Here is a 17,456-nt window from a genome sequence, read left to right on the forward strand (position 1 = left end):
TTACCAGTGTTACAAGAAGCCGAACGCCCGGCTGGCATCACCCGATTTGGAGACGGCAAAGTTGACGCATGAGCTTTTCGCGCCGGTGCCGCATGGTCGAACTGCGGACGAGGTCATTCTTCAGATCGAAAGCCTGATCCTCAACGGCGTGCTGCGCGACGGCGATCGCCTGCCGGGCGAACGCGAGCTGGCGCAGCGGTTCGACATTTCCCGGCCGATCCTGCGGGAGGCGCTGAAAGAGCTGGAGGCACGCGGGCTGCTGGTGAGCCAGCATGGCGGCGGCACCTATGTGGCCGATATCGTCGGCCAGATCTTCTCGCCGCCGCTCGTCGCGCTGATCCGCCGGCATCAGCGGGCGGTTCACGACTATCTCGAATATCGCCGCCAGCTCGAAGGGATGACGGCGGAGCTTGCCGCCAGGCGGGCGACCGATACCGACAGACAACTGATCGAACGCATCCTGGAGACGATGCGCGGTGCCCATCGGGACGGGCGTTTCGAGGATGAACTGAACTCCGACGTCGAATTTCACAATGCCGTCGGCGATGCGGCGCATAATATCGTTCTGATGCACACGCTCAGAGCCTGCTACCGGCTGCTCAGCGACGGGATCTTTTATAACCGCCGCATCATCTTCAATGTCGGCGGCGCCCATGATGCCGTGATGATCCAACACGAGGCGATCGGGCGGGCGATCCTGGATGGCGACCCCTCCAAAGCCAGGCAGGCTGCGGAAGACCATATCGACTTCATTTCCAAGGTCACCGACGAGGCCGAACGCACCGGTGAATGGAGCCGGATCGCACAACTCAGGATGATTCAGACCAAGATTTGAGGCCGCCCCTACGGATGGCCGGACCTCATGCACAATTACAATTGAACACCTGTGCAAATTTCTATTGACGTGAAACTTAGTGGCCTCACAATGGTTATTGCTTCCGGGGTCGTTATCCACCGTGATTCTTCCCAAAAAAGTCGCTGGGGGTCGTTAATCCTCGCGCAAGCATTATATTAGTAAATTACCATTTGCTGGAGGACGAAACAGAAATTGGGCTTGATGGATCGGGTTACGAGCAATCTTCGGTTGATGCTGCAGCGGCCGCCGCGGCAGCAATATGCTGCGCTTTGCTACCGGATAAAAAAGAAGCCGGGACAACTCGAGGTTCTTGTTGCGACCAGCCGCGATACCGGCCGCTGGGTCGTGCCGAAGGGCTGGCCGATGACCGACAAGAAAGCTCACCAGGTCGCCGAACGCGAAGCGTTCGAAGAGGTCGGCGTCAAGGGCAGGGTGGAAAAGGAACCACTCGGTTTCTATCACTATCGCAAGACCCTCGATAACGGGCTGAAGATTCCTGTGCGGGTGCAGGTCCACGCGCTCGAAGTGGACGAATGCCTGAAAAGCTACCCGGAAAAGGGCTCTCGGACACTGGAATGGGTTTCCTGTGAGGAGGCCGCGATGCGCGTCAACGAACCGGAACTGAAGATTCTCTTCCTGCAGTTCGCAGAAAGAATGCAGCCCCGTGTTCCACAGCTTTCGATCAAGGCTGCAAGTTAGAGCACTTCGAAGTACCTTCACAATTCCGCGATATTGCCTTCGCCTGCGCACGCTATTAAGCGGTAGGCCTTGATTTCTTCCGGGAGACGGAGACGGCGGGCAGCTCCGTTCTCGCGCCTCGCTTTTCACCCAAGGATGGAGATATGGGCCAGAGAAGGCCGCGCCTGGCGAAGCCGACGCTCGACAAGGATCTGGAGAAATTCTCCTCTGTGGAGGAAGCCGCCCGGCAGATGTCGCGCGGGCTTGCCGCGCCGGGAACGGCCCTGCTGTTCATCATCCTGGTCGCCATATTTGCCGCATCCTATGTGACCGGAAAGCCCGGTGCCGTCGTCGTCATCGCCGCGTCCGGCCTCGCCGCCTATATGGCAATGAACATCGGCGCCAACGACGTCACCAACAATATCGGCGCGGCAGTCGGCGCCCGCGCCATGACCATGACCTTCGGCCTCGGTCTCGCAGCCATCTTCGAAGTGGCCGGTGCCGTGCTCGCCGGTCGGGGCGTCGCCAATACGATCGCCAACGGCATCATGCAGGGCGGGATGATCACCAGCCCCGACGTGCTGATATGGGCGATGATGGCGGCACTCCTTTCGGCCGCGGTGCTGATCAATGTCGCGACCTGGCTCGGCGCACCGATTTCCACCACCCATTCGATCGTCGGCGGCGTCATGGGCGCCGGGATCGCGGCCGCCGGACTTTCCGCAGTCAATTGGGGAACGATTGCGGGCATCACGTCAAGCTGGGTCTTTTCGCCGATCCTCGGCGCCTTTATCGCTGCCGCCTTCCTGTTCTTCGTCAAGGAAACCATCATCTACCGCGAGGACAAGATTGCCGCGGCCAAGAAATGGGTGCCGGTGCTGATCGGCGTGATGACCGGCGCCTTTGCAGGCTATCTGGCGCTGCTCGGGCTGGGGGAGCTGGTGGACGTGTCGGCGCCGGTTGCGACGCTGATCGCCCTCCTGACCGGCCTCGCGGCCTGGCGCCTGCTGATCCCGGTGATCACCCGGCAAGCCGAGGGGCTCGAAAACCGCAACCAGTCGCTTCGCACGCTCTTCCGTATTCCGCTCATCCTTTCTGCGGCGCTGCTCTCGTTCGCGCATGGCGCCAATGACGTTTCGAACGCCATCGGTCCGCTTGCGGCGATCGTTTCTGCGGCCCAACGGGGCATTTCGACCGGCGTGCGTATTCCGCTCTGGGAACTGATCATCGGTGGCCTCGGGATCTCGCTCGGCCTGCTGCTCTACGGCCCTAAACTTGTCCGGCTGGTCGGCGCCGAGATCACCAAGCTCAATCCGATGCGCGCCTATTGCGTCTCGCTGTCGACGGCGCTGACGGTGATCGTCGCCTCATGGATCGGGTTGCCGGTCTCCTCGACCCATATTGCCGTCGGCGCGGTGTTCGGCGTCGGCTTCTTCCGCGAATGGTATACCCGCCATTCCCGCCGCCGCTTCGAATACATGCGGGTGCGGGCCGGCAAGGACCTCGATACCACCGAGCCCTTCGAACGCAATGACGACGAACTGAAACGGCGTTACCTGGTGCGGCGTTCGCATTTCCTCAGCATCATCGCCGCCTGGATGATCACGCTTCCGGCTGCCGCAACCCTTGCGGCGCTGATCGCCACGGCTATGTTCGCGCTGTTCGTCTAAAGCGTCGGGATCTTTCAGATTCGCCAGTGACGCTTTAGATCCTTGTTTTTTCGCATGTCGTCGTCGCAAAACCGCTGCACACTTTTGCGCGACATGCTCTGGGCTTCGAGGTTTCCATGCGCGCCAATTTCCGGATGCAGAGGCTGTTCATCGAGGCGCCGCTCGGCGCCGGTGCCCGCCATGAGGCCTCGTCTGAGCAGTTCAACTATCTCGCCAACGTGCTGAGGATGGAGGAAGGTTCGACGATCCTGCTCTTCAATGGCCGCGACGGCGAGTGGAAGGCGAAAATTACCTATCCGACCCGCAAGAAGATCGTACTGGAAGCGATCGAGGAAACCCGGCCGCAGCCGCCGGCCTCCGACCTGCATTATCTCTTCGCGCCGCTGAAGGTCGGTCGCCTCGACTATCTGGTGCAGAAGGCGGTCGAGATGGGTGCGGGGTTCATCCAGCCGGTCATGACCCAGCACGTGCAGGGCAAGATCACCAGCATGGACCGGCTTCAGGCGAATGTGGTGGAAGCAGCCGAGCAGTGCGGCATTTTGTCGATACCGGAGGTCGCGCCGCCGAAGAAGCTCGGTGACCTGCTCGACAGCTGGCCCCACGATCGGCGCATCATCTTCTGCGACGAAGGCGACGAGGGCCAGAATCCGCTACCGATCCTCTCGGCGATCAAAGAGAGCAAGCTGGCGCTGCTGGTCGGCCCGGAAGGCGGATTTTCGGAAGAGGAACGGGAAAGGCTGCGTTCGCTTTCCTTCATCACCGCGATCCCGCTCGGGCCCCGGATCCTCAGGGCGGATACGGCCGCGGTCGCAGCGCTTGCGGTCATCCAGGCAGCGGTGGGCGACTGGCGGTAACCCGCTTGACATGAGGGTCTTGAAATTCTGAACCTACCTTGAAAGAAATTCACTTGCAGCGCACATCAATCCGGTCCAATCAGCCGGTTATCCGTCCAGATCAGGCATTCCGAGCAAGGTAATTTTCATGGCCCGCGATACGACCGACCAGACACCGCTGACCTCGGTGTCCGAGCTTTCCGCCTACCTGGCGAAGGGACCGCGGCCGAGGCAAGATTTCCGCATCGGCACCGAGCATGAAAAATTCGCCTTTTTCCGGGAAGACAACAGCCCGGTTCCCTATTTCGGCGATGCCAGCATCTCCGCACTGCTGAAAGGCATGCAAGCCAAGCTCGGCTGGGAGCCGATCATGGACGGCGAGAACATCATCGGGCTTGCCGAACATTCCGGCATGGGTGCGATCTCCATCGAGCCCGGCGGGCAGTTCGAGCTTTCCGGTGCACCGGTCGAGACCATTCACGAGACCTGTCGGGAATCGAACAAGCATCTCGCGGTTCTGCGCGAAATCGCCGAACCGATGGGCATCCGCTTCCTCGGCATCGGCGGCAGTCCGAAATGGACACTCGCGGAAACCCCGCGCATGCCGAAATCCCGCTACGAGATCATGACGCGCTACATGCCGAAGGTCGGGTCCAAGGGCCTCGACATGATGTACCGTACCTGCACGATCCAGGTGAACCTCGATTTCTCCTCGGAAGCGGACATGGCCGCCAAGATGCGCGTATCGATGAAGCTGCAGTCGATCGCGACCGCGCTGTTCGCCTCCTCGCCGTTCACCGAAGGCAAGCCGAACGGGCTGGTCTCCTGGCGCGGCGATATCTGGCGCGATACCGACAACCAGCGCTCCGGCGTGCTGCCCTTCGTCTTCAAAGACGATTTCGGGTTCGCGGACTATGTGGAATGGGCGCTCGACGTACCGATGTATTTCGTCGTTCGCGACGGCAAGTATCACGATTGCACGCATATCACCTTCCGTCAGTTCATGAACGGCGCGCTGAAAGGCGAGGTCAAGGACTGGGAACCGACGATGGGCGACTGGACCAACCATCTTTCCACCCTCTTCCCCGACGTTCGCCTGAAGCGCTTCCTCGAAATGCGCGGGGCCGATGGCGGCCCGTGGCGGCGGATCTGCGCCCTGCCAGCCTTCTGGGTCGGCTTGCTTTATGACGACACGGCGCTTGCCGATGCGGAAACGCTGACGGCCGACTGGACGGTCGAGGATGTCATTGCGATGCGCGATGCCGTACCGGCAAAGGGCTTGAAGGCCGAGATCAAGGGCAAGCCGGTGCTCGATATCGCCCGCGAGGCTGTGGCGATCTCCAAGGCGGGTTTGAAGGCACGGGCGCGGCTGAACGGCGAAGGCCAGGACGAAAGCATCTTCCTGCAACCGCTCGACGAGGTGCTCGCCAAGAAGACCACCATGGCGGATGACATGCTGTCGCTCTACCACGGCCGCTGGAACGGTTCGGTCGATCCGGTGTTCGAGGAATACCAATACTGACCCTAGATTGAGATCGGTTCTAAAAACCGGTTTCCGTTCAGCACTTTCCGGATATAGTGGTACATCACCCGAACCGGAAAGGATTCTCTCCATGCTGCCACTGTTCGACATGATGCTCAGAGCTCAGAACGGCGCAGGCATGGAGGCGATCGCCAAGCAGTTCAACCTGGCGCAGGAGCAGGCCACCCAGGCCATGGCCGCGCTGATGCCCGCCTTTTCCTCCGGGTTCAAGCGCACCAGCGCCAACCCCTATGATCTCACCTCGCTGATGAGCACCATGGTGTCTGGAGCCTATGGCAAATATTTCGAAGACCTGACCAAGGCCTTCACGCCGCAGGGCACGACAGACGGTAACGCGGTGCTCGAAAAGCTGTTCGGCTCGAAGGATGTCTCCCGCGCGATCGCCGCGCAGGCCGAGCAACTCACAGGGATCGGCCAGGAAGTCTTCAAGAAGATGATGCCGGCCATGGCCGACACATTGATGGGCGGGCTGTTCAAGCAGATGAGCGGCCAGATGACCGGCGCCAACGATGCGTTTGCCGCCTCCCCGATGGGCCAGATGCAGCAGCAATGGCTGGAAAGCATGGGCCTGCAGCCCAAGGCGAAGCCGCAGACCGCTGCCAATCCCTTCGACAATCCCTTCGCCCAGGCGATGCGTTCCATGTGGGGGCTCGACAAGCCGGAACAGCCGCAGCCTTTGGGCGGCAATCCATTCGCGGACAATCCCTTCGCCAAGGCATTCCAGGACATGATGGGAAGCGCCTTCACCAGCCCTAGCCCGGCCGCAGCCCCGACGCCCGAGAAACCCAAGGAAGCGCCGGCGGACGAGCCCAATCCCTATCACGACGTGCTGAACAACATGTTCGACAGTGGTCTTGAAGTGCAGAAAAACTACCAGAAGAACATGGAAGCGATCTTCGACACCTATCTGCGCAATGGAGCAGGCGGCCATGCCGAAGCGGAGGCCACGCCTGCCGCTCCCAAGCCTTCCAAATAAAAAAAGCCCGGCACGGATCGACCGGCCGGGCAAGCAGCAGGGCTATTGGCTATCACCCTGCGGGGAAAAGGTCAGGCAAGATCAGCGATTGGCCGGCCTTGCAAAGCGATGCCGCGCACGCTCGCGAGCGGAGCGAGACAGAAGCAGCGACGGATCGTCCAGCACGCCGGACCGATCAAGCGCCATCACCACATCATGCCGTGTGATGCCGATATCGTTGAGCTGGCGGTCGTCGAGATCATGGAGGCGATTGCTCGCCAGACGATTGCGAAAGGCACGCCATACGGATTTCGTTCGCAGCATCACGACGGCCAGACGGCCTTGCGTGCCGCGCTCCTCATGAACCAGATCGAGTTCAGTTCCGCAGTCGGTCGTGCTCATTGGTCTATCCTTTCGCAGGCACGAGAAAGGCCATCCCTTCCGCGGAGGTCCGACGGAAAGGCTGCCCGGATTGGGCGCTCAGGGAAGAAGCACCCTTCGATTTTGATTTGCGATCCCCTTATCGCGGAAAACCTATTGATCAGTCCAACGAATGTTTCTAATGATTAGCATCAACCTCTCTGATGGATCATTCTCATGTCCGCACCGCTCGATATCGATCAGTTGCATACTTTCATTTCCATCGTTGACACCGGCAGCTTCACCAAAGCGGCAGACCGCGTATTCAAGACCCAGTCTGCCGTGTCGATGCAGATGCGTCGCCTGGAGGAACGGATCGGCAAGCAGCTGTTCGCCAAGGACGGCCGCGGCAACCGGCTGACTGCGGAGGGCGAAAAGCTCCTGAACTATGCCCGGCGCATCATCCGCCTCAACAACGAGGCGATCGCCGCTTTCGACGACAACCGTCTCGAGGGCACCCTGCGCATCGGCACGCCGGACGATTACGCCGACCGCTACATGCCGGAAATCATCGGCCGTTTCGCCAAGACCCATCCCAATGTCGAGCTCTATATCGTCTGCGAGCCCTCGGTCAGCCTTGCGGAAAAGATGGCGCGCGGCGAGCTGGATATCGCGCTCGTCACCCATAACCCGCGGCAGCGGATTTCCGACGTGGTGCGCACGGAGCCGCTCTGCTGGGTCGGCTCGGCCAACCATCCGCTGAAGGACGACGCGCCGGTGCCGCTCGCCGTCGGCCGCCGCGATTGCCTGTGGCGGCAGCTTGCCTGCTCGGCGCTCGATGCGGACGGGCGCGAATACCAGGTCCTGTTCACGAGCTGGTCCTCGACTGTCGTCGCCGCCGCGGTGCTTGCCGGCATGGCCGTCTCGGTGCTGCCGGAATCGGCGCTGCGCACCGGCATGAAGGTGCTGTCGTCCGCCGACGGCTTTCCGCCGCTGCCGCCGGTGCAGATCGGCCTGATGAAGCGGCCGGGACTTTCGCCGTCGCTGATGAACGCCATCACCGACCACATCACCGCCTGCCTCGACAACATCTCGCCGGCCGTGATGCCGGACGATCTCGATGGCGAGGTCAAAACGTTCCAGCGCATGCCGCGGGCCCGGGCCGGCTCGGTGATGCCGGGGTGGTGATTGACTTTGGTTAGCATGGGTTGCACTGTGATGCGCTGTCTTACAGGGAGTTTCCCATGCTGACGCAGGACAAATCGCAAATATCCCTTCGACTTCCGACAACGCTCGTGAGCGAATATGACCGTATTGCGACCGTGCTCGATCGTGATCGGACTTGGGTGATGCTTCGCGCGCTCACCCAGTATCTTGAACAGGAAGGCGTCGAACTGCTTCAGGACGCAGAAGGGTTTGCGGAACTGGATGAAGGCAAAGGCGTCGATCTGGATGACGTGCTGAGCAAAGCCTCGTCGATCATCGAGGCAGCCGAGGCAAAGCGCTCCAAACGAGCCGGTTGATGCCACCCGCCACAGTTCGGTTTTCGCCAAGTGCCGAGCGCTGGTTTCTCATTTACATCGCCGAGCTTGCGGCGCAGAACCCGGCTGCTGCGCGCAAGATCCTTGCTCGGCTGGCGAAGTTGAAAGAGGAACTCGCTCGATTTCCGGAAATGACGGAACGTGGCTTGATCCCTGGCTCTCGCCGGATCGTCATGCGGCCACTGATATTGACGGCACGTGTACGCAAGGGCGTCGTGGAGATTGCATCCATCCGGCATGAACGGCAGAAAGATGCGAAAGCACCTTTAGATTTCAAGAGCGCCGACGAAACCTAGTCATCCAACAAAAAGCCGGGGCCAGACCCCGACTTCCTGTCGCAGCCAAACAGATACTCGCCAAAGATCCGTCAGGCCAGGTTCTTCTTGAAGAACGCCACCGAGCGGCTCCAGGCGAGATCGGCGGCGGCCTTGTCGTAGCGGGCCGACGAGGTATCGTTGTTGAAGGCGTGGTTGGCGCCGTCGTAGACGAAGATCTCGAAGGTCTTGCCGTTCTTTTCGAGCGCCGCCCTGAAGGCCGGGATGCCGGCATTGATGCGCTCGTCGAGACCGCCGTAGTGCAGCATCAGCGGCGCCTTGATGGCGGGCACGTCCTCGGCCTTCGGCTGGGCGCCGTAATAGGCGACGCCGGCGTTGAGGCCGGGGGACTTCACAGCGAGATTGTTGACCGCGCCGCCGCCCCAGCAGAAGCCGATCGCCCCGACCTTGCCGTTCGCGCCGCTGATGCCGGCGAGATAGGCGCGGCTTGCTTCGCCATTGGCCGAAACCTCTTCGGGCTTCAGCGAAGAGAACATCTGCCGGGCCTGCTCGTCATCCGCCGGCGTGCCGCCCTGGGGGGCCAGGAAGTCAACGGCGAGCGCATTGAACCCCTCGAGCGCCATACGGCGGGCGACGTCCTTGATATGGGCGTTGAGGCCGCGGTTCTCATGGATGACGAGGACGCCGCCGCGCGTGCCGGAAGCATTCTTGGGTTTTACGAGGTAGCCTTTCATCGTCACGCCGGCCGCGCCCGGATAGGTGACATCCTCCGTGGTCAGCCGATCGTCATTGGCGGGAATGATGTCCGCCATGGCGGAACTCGCGCCGATCAGCGGTGCGATTGCCGCCGCAGCTGCACCGGAGCCGGCAAGCTGGGTCAACTTTTCCATGAAGCGGCGACGGTCCAGCGTCAGGTGGGTGTATTCGTCGTAGGCGTCGATCATCGCCTGGGTGATCTTCGGGGTTTCGTTGTCCATGGCTATTCCTCCGTAGCATTTGACGGAGAAATCTATACCGGGGAGCTGCCATTTGCAGATGAAACACTGAGTGATCCAAGTGCCGGATACTACACTTGTCCGTGAGGCCTGCCTGATCGGCGAGCCCGCCAGGATTGTGGCGGACACTGCGGCGCTCTGTTTTACGACGCCATCGGCCCCAGCACGGGCGGGAAGGTCGAGGCGGCCCAGGCTCTCAAACCCATCCCGGCGCTGGCCGCGCTAATTCAGAACCAGCCAGATAGCGAGCCAGGCCCACATAGCCATCACTGCAAAGAAGCCGAGGATGAAGATCGGGCGGCGATAACGGAGCCGGTTGCTGGTGAGATGCACGTAGGAATGCACATAGCGGGAGAGCACGAATACCCAGGCGAGAGCAACCGAGCCCCAATTGTCTGCGGTCGATACATACAGCATCAGGCAAACGGCATAGAACAGGACCGGCAGCTCGAACTGGTTCTTGAGGTTGTTGTGGACGGCCAGGCTCTCGGGCGGCTCTTCTCGGTTTTCACGGAACTGACCGGCCTTAGCGCTGCCGGACTTCACAGCCATGGACCGTTTCTTCGACAGGAGCCAGTAGAGAAAGAAGACCAGCGCGGCGTGCGCTATCATCGGCCAGAGCGTCGCGTCACTGGAAAGCATCGGTTCTCCTCACTCGTCGGAGGGACCAATAACACGGGTTCTCCGATGCGCAATGGCGCAGCCACCGCCGAAAGACACGTCTCCCAAGGTTCTGGCGCCGTCCGAGCGGCGCCAGACAGTTTCATCCATGCCTGCAGACCGCCCGACCTCGCCAAGAGGCCCGCCGGCATGCATCCTGTCCAACTTCTTTTGAAATTGGAGGGAGGAGGCCATACCTCCTCCCTCCACGACTATTAGAGACCGCCACCGGGATAGTTGGGGCTCTCGCGGGTGATCGTCACGTCATGCGCGTGGCTTTCGCGCAGGCCGGCGCCGGAGATGCGCACGAAGGTGGCGCGCTCCTGGAATTCCTTGAGATTGGCGCCGCCGACATACCCCATGGCCGCCTTCAGGCCGCCGCCAAGCTGGTGCAGCACGCCGGAGACCGGACCCTTATAGGGGACCTGGCCCTCGATGCCTTCGGGAACCAGCTTCAGCGTGTCGCGCACTTCCGCCTGGAAGTAGCGATCGGCGGAACCGCGGGCCATGGCGCCTACCGAGCCCATGCCGCGATAGGCTTTGAACGAACGGCCCTGGTAGAGATAGACCTCGCCCGGGCTTTCGTCGGTGCCGGCCAGCAGCGAGCCGATCATCACGGCGGATGCGCCGGCGGCGATCGCCTTGGCCAGATCGCCCGAGAACTTGATGCCGCCGTCGGCGATAACGGGAATGTTCTGCGCGCGGGCCGCTTCGACAGCCGACATGATCGCCGCAAGCTGCGGCACGCCGACGCCGGCGACGATGCGGGTGGTGCAGATCGAGCCGGGGCCGATGCCGACCTTGACCGCATCCGCGCCGGCATCAATCAGCGCCTTGGTGCCGTCTGAGGTGGCGACATTGCCAGCCATGACGCGTACGTGGTTGGAGATGCGCTTGACGCGGGTGACGGCGTCGAGCACTCGCTGCGAGTGGCCGTGGGCCGTATCGACGACCAGAAGATCGACGCCGGCCTCGATGAGACGTTCGGCGCGCTCGAAACCATCGTCGCCGACGCTGATCGCGGCCGCAGCGCGCAGGCGCCCTTGAGCGTCCTTGGAGGCATTGGGGTTGAGCTGAGACTTCTCGATGTCCTTGACGGTGATCAGGCCGACGCAGCGACCTTCGCCATCCACCACCAGCAGCTTCTCGATGCGGTGCTTGTGCAGCAGGCGCTTGGCTTCCGTCTGATCGACGCTGCTTTCCTTGACCGTGATCAGGTTCTCGCGGGTCATCAGTTCGTAGATCTTCTGAGCCGGATCGGACGCAAAACGGACGTCACGGTTGGTGAGAATGCCGACCAGCCGGCCCGGGACGTGGCCGCCGCCGTTCTCGACCACCGGAATGCCGGAAATGCTGTAGGACTTCATCAGCGACAGCGCCTCGGCCAGTGTCGCGTCCGGACCGATCGTCACCGGGTTGACCACCATGCCGCTTTCGAACTTCTTGACCTGGCGGACCTGTTCGGCCTGTTCGATGGGGGTCAGGTTACGGTGGATGACGCCGATGCCGCCTGCCTGCGCCATGGCGATGGCAAGCCGGCTTTCCGTCACCGTATCCATGGCCGAGGAAATGATCGGCAGATTGAGTTCGATATCCTGGGCGATGCTCGTCGCGATATTCGTCTGGCCCGGCATGACTTCGGAATGGCCGGGCTGCAGGAGCACGTCGTCGAAGGTAAGCGCATCTGCGCCGGTTGCGGTTTCAATGATGCGTGCCATTGCCAAATTCCTTCGATCTAGAAAATGCGGGATGCGCTCAGGAACGACTCTATACGTCCCGACGCTCCGGCAACAATTGCTTGGAAGTTGGCGAGGGCTGGTAACACGTTCATGACAAGAAGGGAATAGCAAAAACCCGAGAGGCGTTTCTCCCGGGTTTTGATCGCTTTCCAGCACAATCAGATGTCGAACTGGTAGCTCTTCGGCACGAACCGGTAGCCGGTGCCTTGCTTTTCGACGAAACCGACCGCCGGGAAGGGCATGTGATAGCCAAGGAAGGCGACCTTGTCCGTGGCGATCATGTCGAGGACCTTCTTGCGGGTGGCCGCCCCTTGCGCCTTGTCCATGTCGAAGCGCACCTCCCATTCGGGCCGCTGAAGCGACAGGACGTAGTGGTTGACCGTATCGGCGGCGAGGATCAGGCGCTTGCCTTGCGATTCGATATTGAAGTTCAACATGCCGGGCGTGTGACCCGGCGCCAACATGGCGGTGATGCCGGAAACGACTTCGCCGCCATCCTTCAGGAAGGTCATTTTTTCGGCAAGCGGTTTCACATTGGCGAGCACGCCCTTCTGGTTGCCCTCCGCCGGCGTGCCGGCGCGGGCGGCATCGGTCCAGAAGTCGTATTCCACCTGGCCCGTGATGTAACGGGCCTTCGGGAAGGCCGGCTTGCCGTCTTCCATGAGGCCGCCGATATGGTCGCCATGCATGTGGGTGATGACGACGATCGAGATATCCTCCGGCATGTAGCCGGCGGCTGCCAATCCTTCGATCAGGCGTCCGACGCCCTGGGCGCGGCCCGGTTTGCCGAGACCCATATCGAACAGGATCACGTTACTGCCGGTATCGACCAGCGTCGGTGAGAAACTGTTGACGAACTGGTCCGTCGGCAGAAAATTCTGGGTCAGCAGCGCTGCGAGCGTTTCGGGCGGCTGGTTGAGGCCGAAGATCTCGCCGGGAGCACCGGAGGGGCGGGCGCCATCCTTCACCGCCAGAACCTGGAAACCGCCGAGCTTGAATTTATGGATATCCGGCGGGGTCACATGATCGATAGCCAATTTCTGCGTCTCCTGGGCAAAAGCCCCGGCATTGATGATCGCCGGAGCAGCGAGGATGCCCAAACCGGCTGTACCGATAAGGGTGCGCCGTCCGATACCTGAATTCGTCATGATGTCGCTGTCTCCTGGAATTATGCCGGACCGTCAAAATCGGGCCTCATGCGGTGGGAACATAGCCGCGCCTGCTGCCGAGGAAATCCGATTTCACGCAGACGTGACCCAAAATCGGAAATGGTGAGATTCCGCAATTGGCAGACGGGATCAAGAGGTCTATGGACGGGCCAATCCCCGCCATTGCAGGCACCTCATGAACCGCATCGTTCCGCTCATTCTCGCCGTCGCCCTTTTCATGGAGCAGATGGACTCCACCGTCATTGCGACCGCGCTTCCGGCGATCGCTGCCGACCTCAATGTAGGGCCGATCACGCTCAAACTGGCGCTAACCTCCTACATGGTGGCGCTCGCCATGTTCATCCCGATCAGCGGCTGGATGGCGGACCGCTTCGGCGCCAAGAAGATCTTTCGCGTCGCGATCTTCGTCTTTGTCGTCGGCTCGATCTGCTGCGCGTTCTCCTCGGATCTCCTCCAGTTCGTGCTCTCGCGCTTCCTGCAGGGCATGGGCGGAGCGATGATGACGCCGGTTGCGCGCCTGGTTCTTCTGCGCACCACCAAGCGCAGCGAGCTCGTCTCGGCCATGGCGCTGCTCACCATCCCGGCGCTGGTCGGGCCCCTCACCGGGCCACCGATCGGCGGTTTCATCACCACCTATTTCACCTGGCACTGGATCTTCCTGATCAACGTGCCCGTCGGCCTGCTCGGCATCTATCTCGCGACAATCTTCCTGCCGGAGATCGAGACCACCAATCCTCCCTCGATCGACTGGTGGGGGTTCTTCCTGACCTCGATCACCGCGGCCGGCACGGTCTTCGGGCTTTCGGTCGTCGGCCTTCCGGCGCTGCCGCCGGCCATCGGCATCACGGCGACGGCATTAGGCCTCGCCGCCGGCGTCGCCTATGTCGTCCATGCGCGCAGCCACCCCGCGCCGATCCTCAATCTGCGGCTCTTCAAGGACGATGCATTCCGGGCGGCGAGCAGCAGCGGTACGCTGTTCCGCATCTCGACAGGGGCCATTCCATTCCTGATGCCGCTGATGCTGCAGCTCGGTTTCGGCCTCAACCCTTTCCAGTCCGGCCTCATCACGTTTGCCGGCGCGCTCGGCGCGCTGATCGTGAAGTTCGCCGCCCGCCGCGTCTTCGCGATGACCGGCTTCAAGATGACGCTGATCGTCGCGGGCGTGCTCGGTGCGGCGACAACGGCGGCAAACGGCTTTTTCACGCCGGAAACCTCCCACGCGCTGATCATCGCCTTCCTGCTGATGTCGGGCTTCTGCCGCTCCTTCTTCTTCACCGGCTCGAACGCGCTCAGCTATTCCGAGATCAGCGACGAACAGGCGAGCCAGGCGACCTCGATCGCCTCCGTCCTGCAGCAGATCAGCATGGCGCTCGGCGTCGCCTTCGCGGCCTTCATCCTGGAGGCGTCGGCGGCGGTCACCGGTACCCACCTGCAGCTCTTTGACTTCCACCTGGCTTTCTTCCTGGTGGCCGCCCTTTCGCTTCTGGCGGTCGTGCCCCTGCTGAGGCTGGACCCGATGACGGGTGCTGCCGTTTCCGGCCACGGAGCCGCCAAGATCCAACCGGAAGCCGGCGAGTAGTCAGGCCCGGTCGTCCGATTCGACGTCGTTAGCCTCGGCGTATTCCACTTCCGCTTCCTCCATCTCGGAGTCCGGGGTAGTCTCGCCGGCCCTGCGACCCTTGAAATGCTTGGCGAGCAAGAACATCTCGACCGATTCCTGACGCGAGGCGCCCGGCTTGACGTGGACGACCTGCTTGAAATTCTGCTTCAGCATGTTGAGCAGGTCGCGTTCGGTGCCACCCTGGAAGGTCTTGGCCAGGAAATGGCCGCCCTCGCCCAGCACTTCGACGGCAAAATGCGCCGCCACCTCGCACAGATGCATGGTGCGCAGGTGGTCGGTCTTCTGATGGCCGGTGGTCGGAGCCGCCATGTCCGAGATGACCACGTCCGGCGTACCGCCGATCGCTTCCATCAGCAGGCGCGGCGCTTCCGGATCGAGGAAGTCGAGCTGCAGGATCTTGACGCCGGCAAGCGGTGCCATTTCGAGGAAATCGATCGCTGCCACGCGGATATCATCGTCGGTCGAACCGGTGACATTGGCGGCGATCTGCGACCAGCTTCCCGGCGCGGCGCCCAGATCGATGATCCGGCGGGCGCCCTTGAGGATCTGATGTTTCTCGTCGATCTCCAGAAGCTTGAAGGCCGCGCGGGCGCGATATCCTTCGAGCTTGGCGCGCTGGACATAGGGATCGTTGATATGGCGCTCGAGCCAGCGCCGCGACGACGCCTTGAGCTTGCCCTTCTTGACCTTCTGGCCGAGCTTGCGGCCGGTGCGATTGCCGCTGCCGGGGGACTTGGAGGGTGGTTTCGTCATCGTCTTGCTCCCGCCTCATCCTGTCCGCCGGCACCTTGACTGCCAGCTTGGCGGCGCGGCCGTACCCGACGCCACACGCCGTCGTCGGCCATCATGTCCGTCAACAGGCCCTCGCGCAGGCCCCGGTCGGCAACCCGCATGCGCTGGCTCGGCCACCGGCGGCGAATCGCTTCCAGAATGGCGCAGCCGGCCAGCACCAGATCAGCCCTGTCCGGACCGATGCAGGGATTGGCGGCACGGCCGGCAAAATCCCAGGAGAGCAGTTTTGCCTGCATGGCGGAGACTTCCGCATCCGACAGCCACAGGCCGTCGACCTTGCGGCGGTCGTAGCGCGGCAGGTCGAGATGCACGCCAGCAAGCGTGGTGACCGTTCCCGACGTCCCGATCAGATGGAAATCTTCGGCGCCCTGCCGGCGGAAGGCGGCAAGCGGCGGGCAATCGAAACCGGCCAGCATGCCCTCGACTTCCGTCACCATGGCGCTGAAGACATCCGGCGTCACGTCGCGCCCGCCATGCCGTTCAGACAGCGTCACGACGCCGACCGGAAGCGAGGTCCAATGGGTGATATGGTTGGCAAGCCGGCTAGAGCGGCTGTCATCGATACGGATGACGGCGATTTCCGACGAACCGCCGCCGATATCGAAAAGAACGACGGAGCGCGCCTCGCGACCGACCAGCGACGAGCAGCCCGAAACCGCAAGCCGTGCCTCAGTCTCGCGGTCGATGATTTCCAGTTCCAGCCCGGTCTCGGCGATCACCCGAGCCAAGAACTCCTCGCCGTTATCGGCAGCCCGGCAAGCTTCGGTTGCGATCAGCCGCATACGGCGGATCGGCCGGTTGGCGAGCTTTGTGGCGCAGATGCGCAGGGCTTCGACGGCGCGGTCCATGGCATCCTGCGACAGCCGGCGGCTGGTGCCGAGCCCTTCGCCGAGACGGACGATCCGCGAAAACGCATCGACGACGCGGAACTGGCCCGGCCTTGTCGGCTGCGCGATCAGCAGGCGGCAGTTGTTGGTGCCGAGGTCGAGCGCGGCATAGAGGTCGTTGACGTAGGAGAATTTTTCGCCGCGCTGCTCCGCGCCCAAGCTTTCAGCTCCGGCCCTGCCGCGGATATCCCTGGAAGAAACCTGGCCCGAACCGACAGGCGCTGGCGCCTTCGCCACGCCGGGCGCCGCCTTTGCAGGCGTCAGCGGCCGGCCCTGAAGGCCACGGCCGCCTCTGTTCTTCTTGCGCCGATTGCGCGACGACGATTTGGCCGAATGCGGCAGCTGCCCGCCTTCGGGGCGCACCGGAATCTGCTGTGCTGCGGGTGCGGCGTTCGAGCCCTGTACCAGCTGCTGGGCGCCGGCGGATTTCGCACGCCGCCGCTTGCGCTTGCGCGCCGACGGGTTGGGTTCCTGGCTATGGGGACGTCCGGCAGAGGCGGCCGAATCGACCGCTTCCGAATTGGTTACAGGCGCCGCGTCACGACGCTTGCCGTTCCGCTTCGCCTTCCGACGCCTCGAGGATTTACCCTCTCCGCGCGGTACCGCCGACGCCCCGCCTTCCGGCGGCTTTGCGCCGCTATCGGGGTCCATCACTGTTAAATCCATCTCGCCGCGCAAGGCCTCTTGAAGGTATGCCGCTGGCGTCTGATTGTTTCGTTGGTGCGAAGATAACAGGCGGTGGCGATTTCGCCAACGGCTTTTTGCCAGCCACGTCATCCCCCTGTCATCAGCCGGCTTTTGGGCTTTTCCGGGCCTATGACGAGAAAGCCTCCGCAGCTTCGATTTTTTTCGAAATCGGTATTTGCAATCCGCCAGCTTTTG

At 62.3% G+C, this 17,456-nt stretch carries 17 protein-coding genes; 10 read left to right on the top strand and 7 right to left on the bottom strand.

Annotated features, from left to right (window positions below; translation table 11 throughout):
* The first annotated feature begins 61 nt into the window (after nucleotides 1–61).
* The 6 genes from ABCW43_RS07690 to ABCW43_RS07715 all read left to right on the top strand — a co-directional run bounded on the left by ABCW43_RS07690 (nucleotide 62) and on the right by ABCW43_RS07715 (nucleotide 6,556).
* Nucleotides 62–835, top strand: a complete 774-nt coding sequence (locus ABCW43_RS07690; protein WP_345922836.1) for a FadR/GntR family transcriptional regulator — start codon at nucleotides 62–64, stop codon at nucleotides 833–835.
* Between the two features lie 213 nt (nucleotides 836–1,048).
* Entirely contained in the window at nucleotides 1,049–1,555 is a 507-nt protein-coding gene (locus ABCW43_RS07695) for an NUDIX hydrolase (protein ID WP_345922837.1), read from the top strand.
* 143 nt (nucleotides 1,556–1,698) lie between these two features.
* Nucleotides 1,699–3,204 carry an inorganic phosphate transporter gene (locus ABCW43_RS07700; RefSeq protein WP_345922838.1) on the top strand — a complete coding sequence of 502 codons (1,506 nt, stop codon included), beginning with the start codon at nucleotides 1,699–1,701 and terminating at the stop codon, nucleotides 3,202–3,204.
* A gap of 116 nt (nucleotides 3,205–3,320) precedes the next feature.
* Complete coding sequence (locus tag ABCW43_RS07705) at nucleotides 3,321–4,058, top strand: 16S rRNA (uracil(1498)-N(3))-methyltransferase (protein WP_345922839.1); 738 nt, start codon at nucleotides 3,321–3,323, stop codon at nucleotides 4,056–4,058.
* 127 nt (nucleotides 4,059–4,185) lie between these two features.
* Nucleotides 4,186–5,559 (top strand): glutamate--cysteine ligase, encoded by a 1,374-nt coding sequence (locus ABCW43_RS07710; protein WP_345922840.1) that lies wholly within the window; start codon nucleotides 4,186–4,188, stop codon nucleotides 5,557–5,559.
* A 91-nt stretch (nucleotides 5,560–5,650) separates the two neighbouring features.
* Entirely contained in the window at nucleotides 5,651–6,556 is a 906-nt protein-coding gene (locus ABCW43_RS07715; protein WP_345922841.1) for a DUF937 domain-containing protein, read from the top strand.
* A gap of 81 nt (nucleotides 6,557–6,637) precedes the next feature.
* On the opposite strand, the gene ABCW43_RS07720 is transcribed toward ABCW43_RS07715, so the two are convergent.
* Nucleotides 6,638–6,937, bottom strand: a complete 300-nt coding sequence (locus ABCW43_RS07720) for a YjiS-like domain-containing protein (RefSeq protein WP_105402102.1) — start codon at nucleotides 6,935–6,937, stop codon at nucleotides 6,638–6,640.
* A gap of 195 nt (nucleotides 6,938–7,132) precedes the next feature.
* On the opposite strand from ABCW43_RS07720, the gene ABCW43_RS07725 reads away from it, so the two are divergent.
* From ABCW43_RS07725 to ABCW43_RS07735, 3 genes are read left to right on the top strand one after another with little or no spacing between them, the layout of a single operon-like run.
* Nucleotides 7,133–8,083: a LysR substrate-binding domain-containing protein gene (locus ABCW43_RS07725; protein WP_024163461.1), complete on the top strand. Its 951-nt coding sequence runs from the start codon at nucleotides 7,133–7,135 to the stop codon at nucleotides 8,081–8,083.
* A gap of 56 nt (nucleotides 8,084–8,139) precedes the next feature.
* Nucleotides 8,140–8,418: a CopG family ribbon-helix-helix protein gene (locus ABCW43_RS07730; RefSeq protein ID WP_345922842.1), complete on the top strand. Its 279-nt coding sequence runs from the start codon at nucleotides 8,140–8,142 to the stop codon at nucleotides 8,416–8,418.
* Entirely contained in the window at nucleotides 8,418–8,732 is a 315-nt protein-coding gene (locus ABCW43_RS07735; protein WP_345922843.1) for a type II toxin-antitoxin system RelE/ParE family toxin, read from the top strand. The genes ABCW43_RS07730 and ABCW43_RS07735 overlap by 1 nt, the downstream gene beginning before the upstream one ends.
* 71 nt (nucleotides 8,733–8,803) lie before the next feature.
* On the opposite strand, the gene ABCW43_RS07740 is transcribed toward ABCW43_RS07735, so the two are convergent.
* The 4 genes from ABCW43_RS07740 to ABCW43_RS07755 all read right to left on the bottom strand — a co-directional run bounded on the left by ABCW43_RS07740 (nucleotide 8,804) and on the right by ABCW43_RS07755 (nucleotide 13,253).
* A complete protein-coding gene (locus tag ABCW43_RS07740; protein WP_345922844.1) occupies nucleotides 8,804–9,688 on the bottom strand; it encodes a dienelactone hydrolase family protein in 885 nt (294 codons plus the stop codon).
* A 240-nt stretch (nucleotides 9,689–9,928) separates the two neighbouring features.
* Nucleotides 9,929–10,348, bottom strand: coding sequence for an MAPEG family protein (locus ABCW43_RS07745; protein ID WP_345922845.1), 420 nt, complete (start codon nucleotides 10,346–10,348; stop codon nucleotides 9,929–9,931).
* A gap of 233 nt (nucleotides 10,349–10,581) precedes the next feature.
* A complete protein-coding gene (gene guaB, locus ABCW43_RS07750; protein WP_345922846.1) occupies nucleotides 10,582–12,084 on the bottom strand; it encodes an IMP dehydrogenase in 1,503 nt (500 codons plus the stop codon).
* A 179-nt stretch (nucleotides 12,085–12,263) separates the two neighbouring features.
* Nucleotides 12,264–13,253 carry an MBL fold metallo-hydrolase gene (locus ABCW43_RS07755; protein ID WP_345922847.1) on the bottom strand — a complete coding sequence of 330 codons (990 nt, stop codon included), beginning with the start codon at nucleotides 13,251–13,253 and terminating at the stop codon, nucleotides 12,264–12,266.
* Between the two features lie 196 nt (nucleotides 13,254–13,449).
* On the opposite strand from ABCW43_RS07755, the gene ABCW43_RS07760 reads away from it, so the two are divergent.
* Nucleotides 13,450–14,853 carry a DHA2 family efflux MFS transporter permease subunit gene (locus tag ABCW43_RS07760; RefSeq protein ID WP_345922848.1) on the top strand — a complete coding sequence of 468 codons (1,404 nt, stop codon included), beginning with the start codon at nucleotides 13,450–13,452 and terminating at the stop codon, nucleotides 14,851–14,853.
* Here ABCW43_RS07760 and ABCW43_RS07765 read toward each other — a convergent pair whose 3' ends face one another.
* Together ABCW43_RS07765 and ABCW43_RS07770 are read right to left on the bottom strand one after the other, a co-directional pair.
* Entirely contained in the window at nucleotides 14,854–15,648 is a 795-nt protein-coding gene (locus tag ABCW43_RS07765; RefSeq protein WP_345922849.1) for an RlmE family RNA methyltransferase, read from the bottom strand. It lies immediately after the preceding gene.
* The gene (locus ABCW43_RS07770) at nucleotides 15,645–17,228 is read right to left on the bottom strand and encodes a Ppx/GppA phosphatase family protein (protein WP_345922850.1); all 1,584 of its coding nucleotides are present in this window, start codon (nucleotides 17,226–17,228) and stop codon (nucleotides 15,645–15,647) included. Before ABCW43_RS07770 ends, ABCW43_RS07765 begins: the two co-directional genes overlap by 4 nt.
* Nucleotides 17,229–17,456: the final 228 nt, after the last annotated feature.

It is taken from the genome of Neorhizobium tunisiense, assembly GCF_039631515.1.
Classification (GTDB): Bacteria; Pseudomonadota; Alphaproteobacteria; order Rhizobiales; family Rhizobiaceae; genus Neorhizobium.

Excerpts from the sequence above, each read along its gene's own strand:
- ABCW43_RS07700 (WP_345922838.1), top strand. The coding sequence starts at position 1,699 with ATGGGCCAGAGAAGGCCGCGCCTGGCGAAGCCGACGCTCGACAAGGAT.
- ABCW43_RS07705 (WP_345922839.1), top strand. The coding sequence starts at position 3,321 with ATGCGCGCCAATTTCCGGATGCAGAGGCTGTTCATCGAGGCGCCGCTC.
- ABCW43_RS07710 (WP_345922840.1), top strand. The coding sequence starts at position 4,186 with ATGGCCCGCGATACGACCGACCAGACACCGCTGACCTCGGTGTCCGAG.
- ABCW43_RS07715 (WP_345922841.1), top strand. The coding sequence starts at position 5,651 with ATGCTGCCACTGTTCGACATGATGCTCAGAGCTCAGAACGGCGCAGGC.
- ABCW43_RS07720 (WP_105402102.1), bottom strand. The coding sequence starts at position 6,937 with ATGAGCACGACCGACTGCGGAACTGAACTCGATCTGGTTCATGAGGAG.
- ABCW43_RS07725 (WP_024163461.1), top strand. The coding sequence starts at position 7,133 with ATGTCCGCACCGCTCGATATCGATCAGTTGCATACTTTCATTTCCATC.
- ABCW43_RS07730 (WP_345922842.1), top strand. The coding sequence starts at position 8,140 with ATGCTGACGCAGGACAAATCGCAAATATCCCTTCGACTTCCGACAACG.
- ABCW43_RS07735 (WP_345922843.1), top strand. The coding sequence starts at position 8,418 with ATGCCACCCGCCACAGTTCGGTTTTCGCCAAGTGCCGAGCGCTGGTTT.
- ABCW43_RS07740 (WP_345922844.1), bottom strand. The coding sequence starts at position 9,688 with ATGGACAACGAAACCCCGAAGATCACCCAGGCGATGATCGACGCCTAC.
- ABCW43_RS07745 (WP_345922845.1), bottom strand. The coding sequence starts at position 10,348 with ATGCTTTCCAGTGACGCGACGCTCTGGCCGATGATAGCGCACGCCGCG.
- guaB (WP_345922846.1), bottom strand. The coding sequence starts at position 12,084 with ATGGCACGCATCATTGAAACCGCAACCGGCGCAGATGCGCTTACCTTC.
- ABCW43_RS07755 (WP_345922847.1), bottom strand. The coding sequence starts at position 13,253 with ATGACGAATTCAGGTATCGGACGGCGCACCCTTATCGGTACAGCCGGT.
- ABCW43_RS07760 (WP_345922848.1), top strand. The coding sequence starts at position 13,450 with ATGAACCGCATCGTTCCGCTCATTCTCGCCGTCGCCCTTTTCATGGAG.
- ABCW43_RS07765 (WP_345922849.1), bottom strand. The coding sequence starts at position 15,648 with ATGACGAAACCACCCTCCAAGTCCCCCGGCAGCGGCAATCGCACCGGC.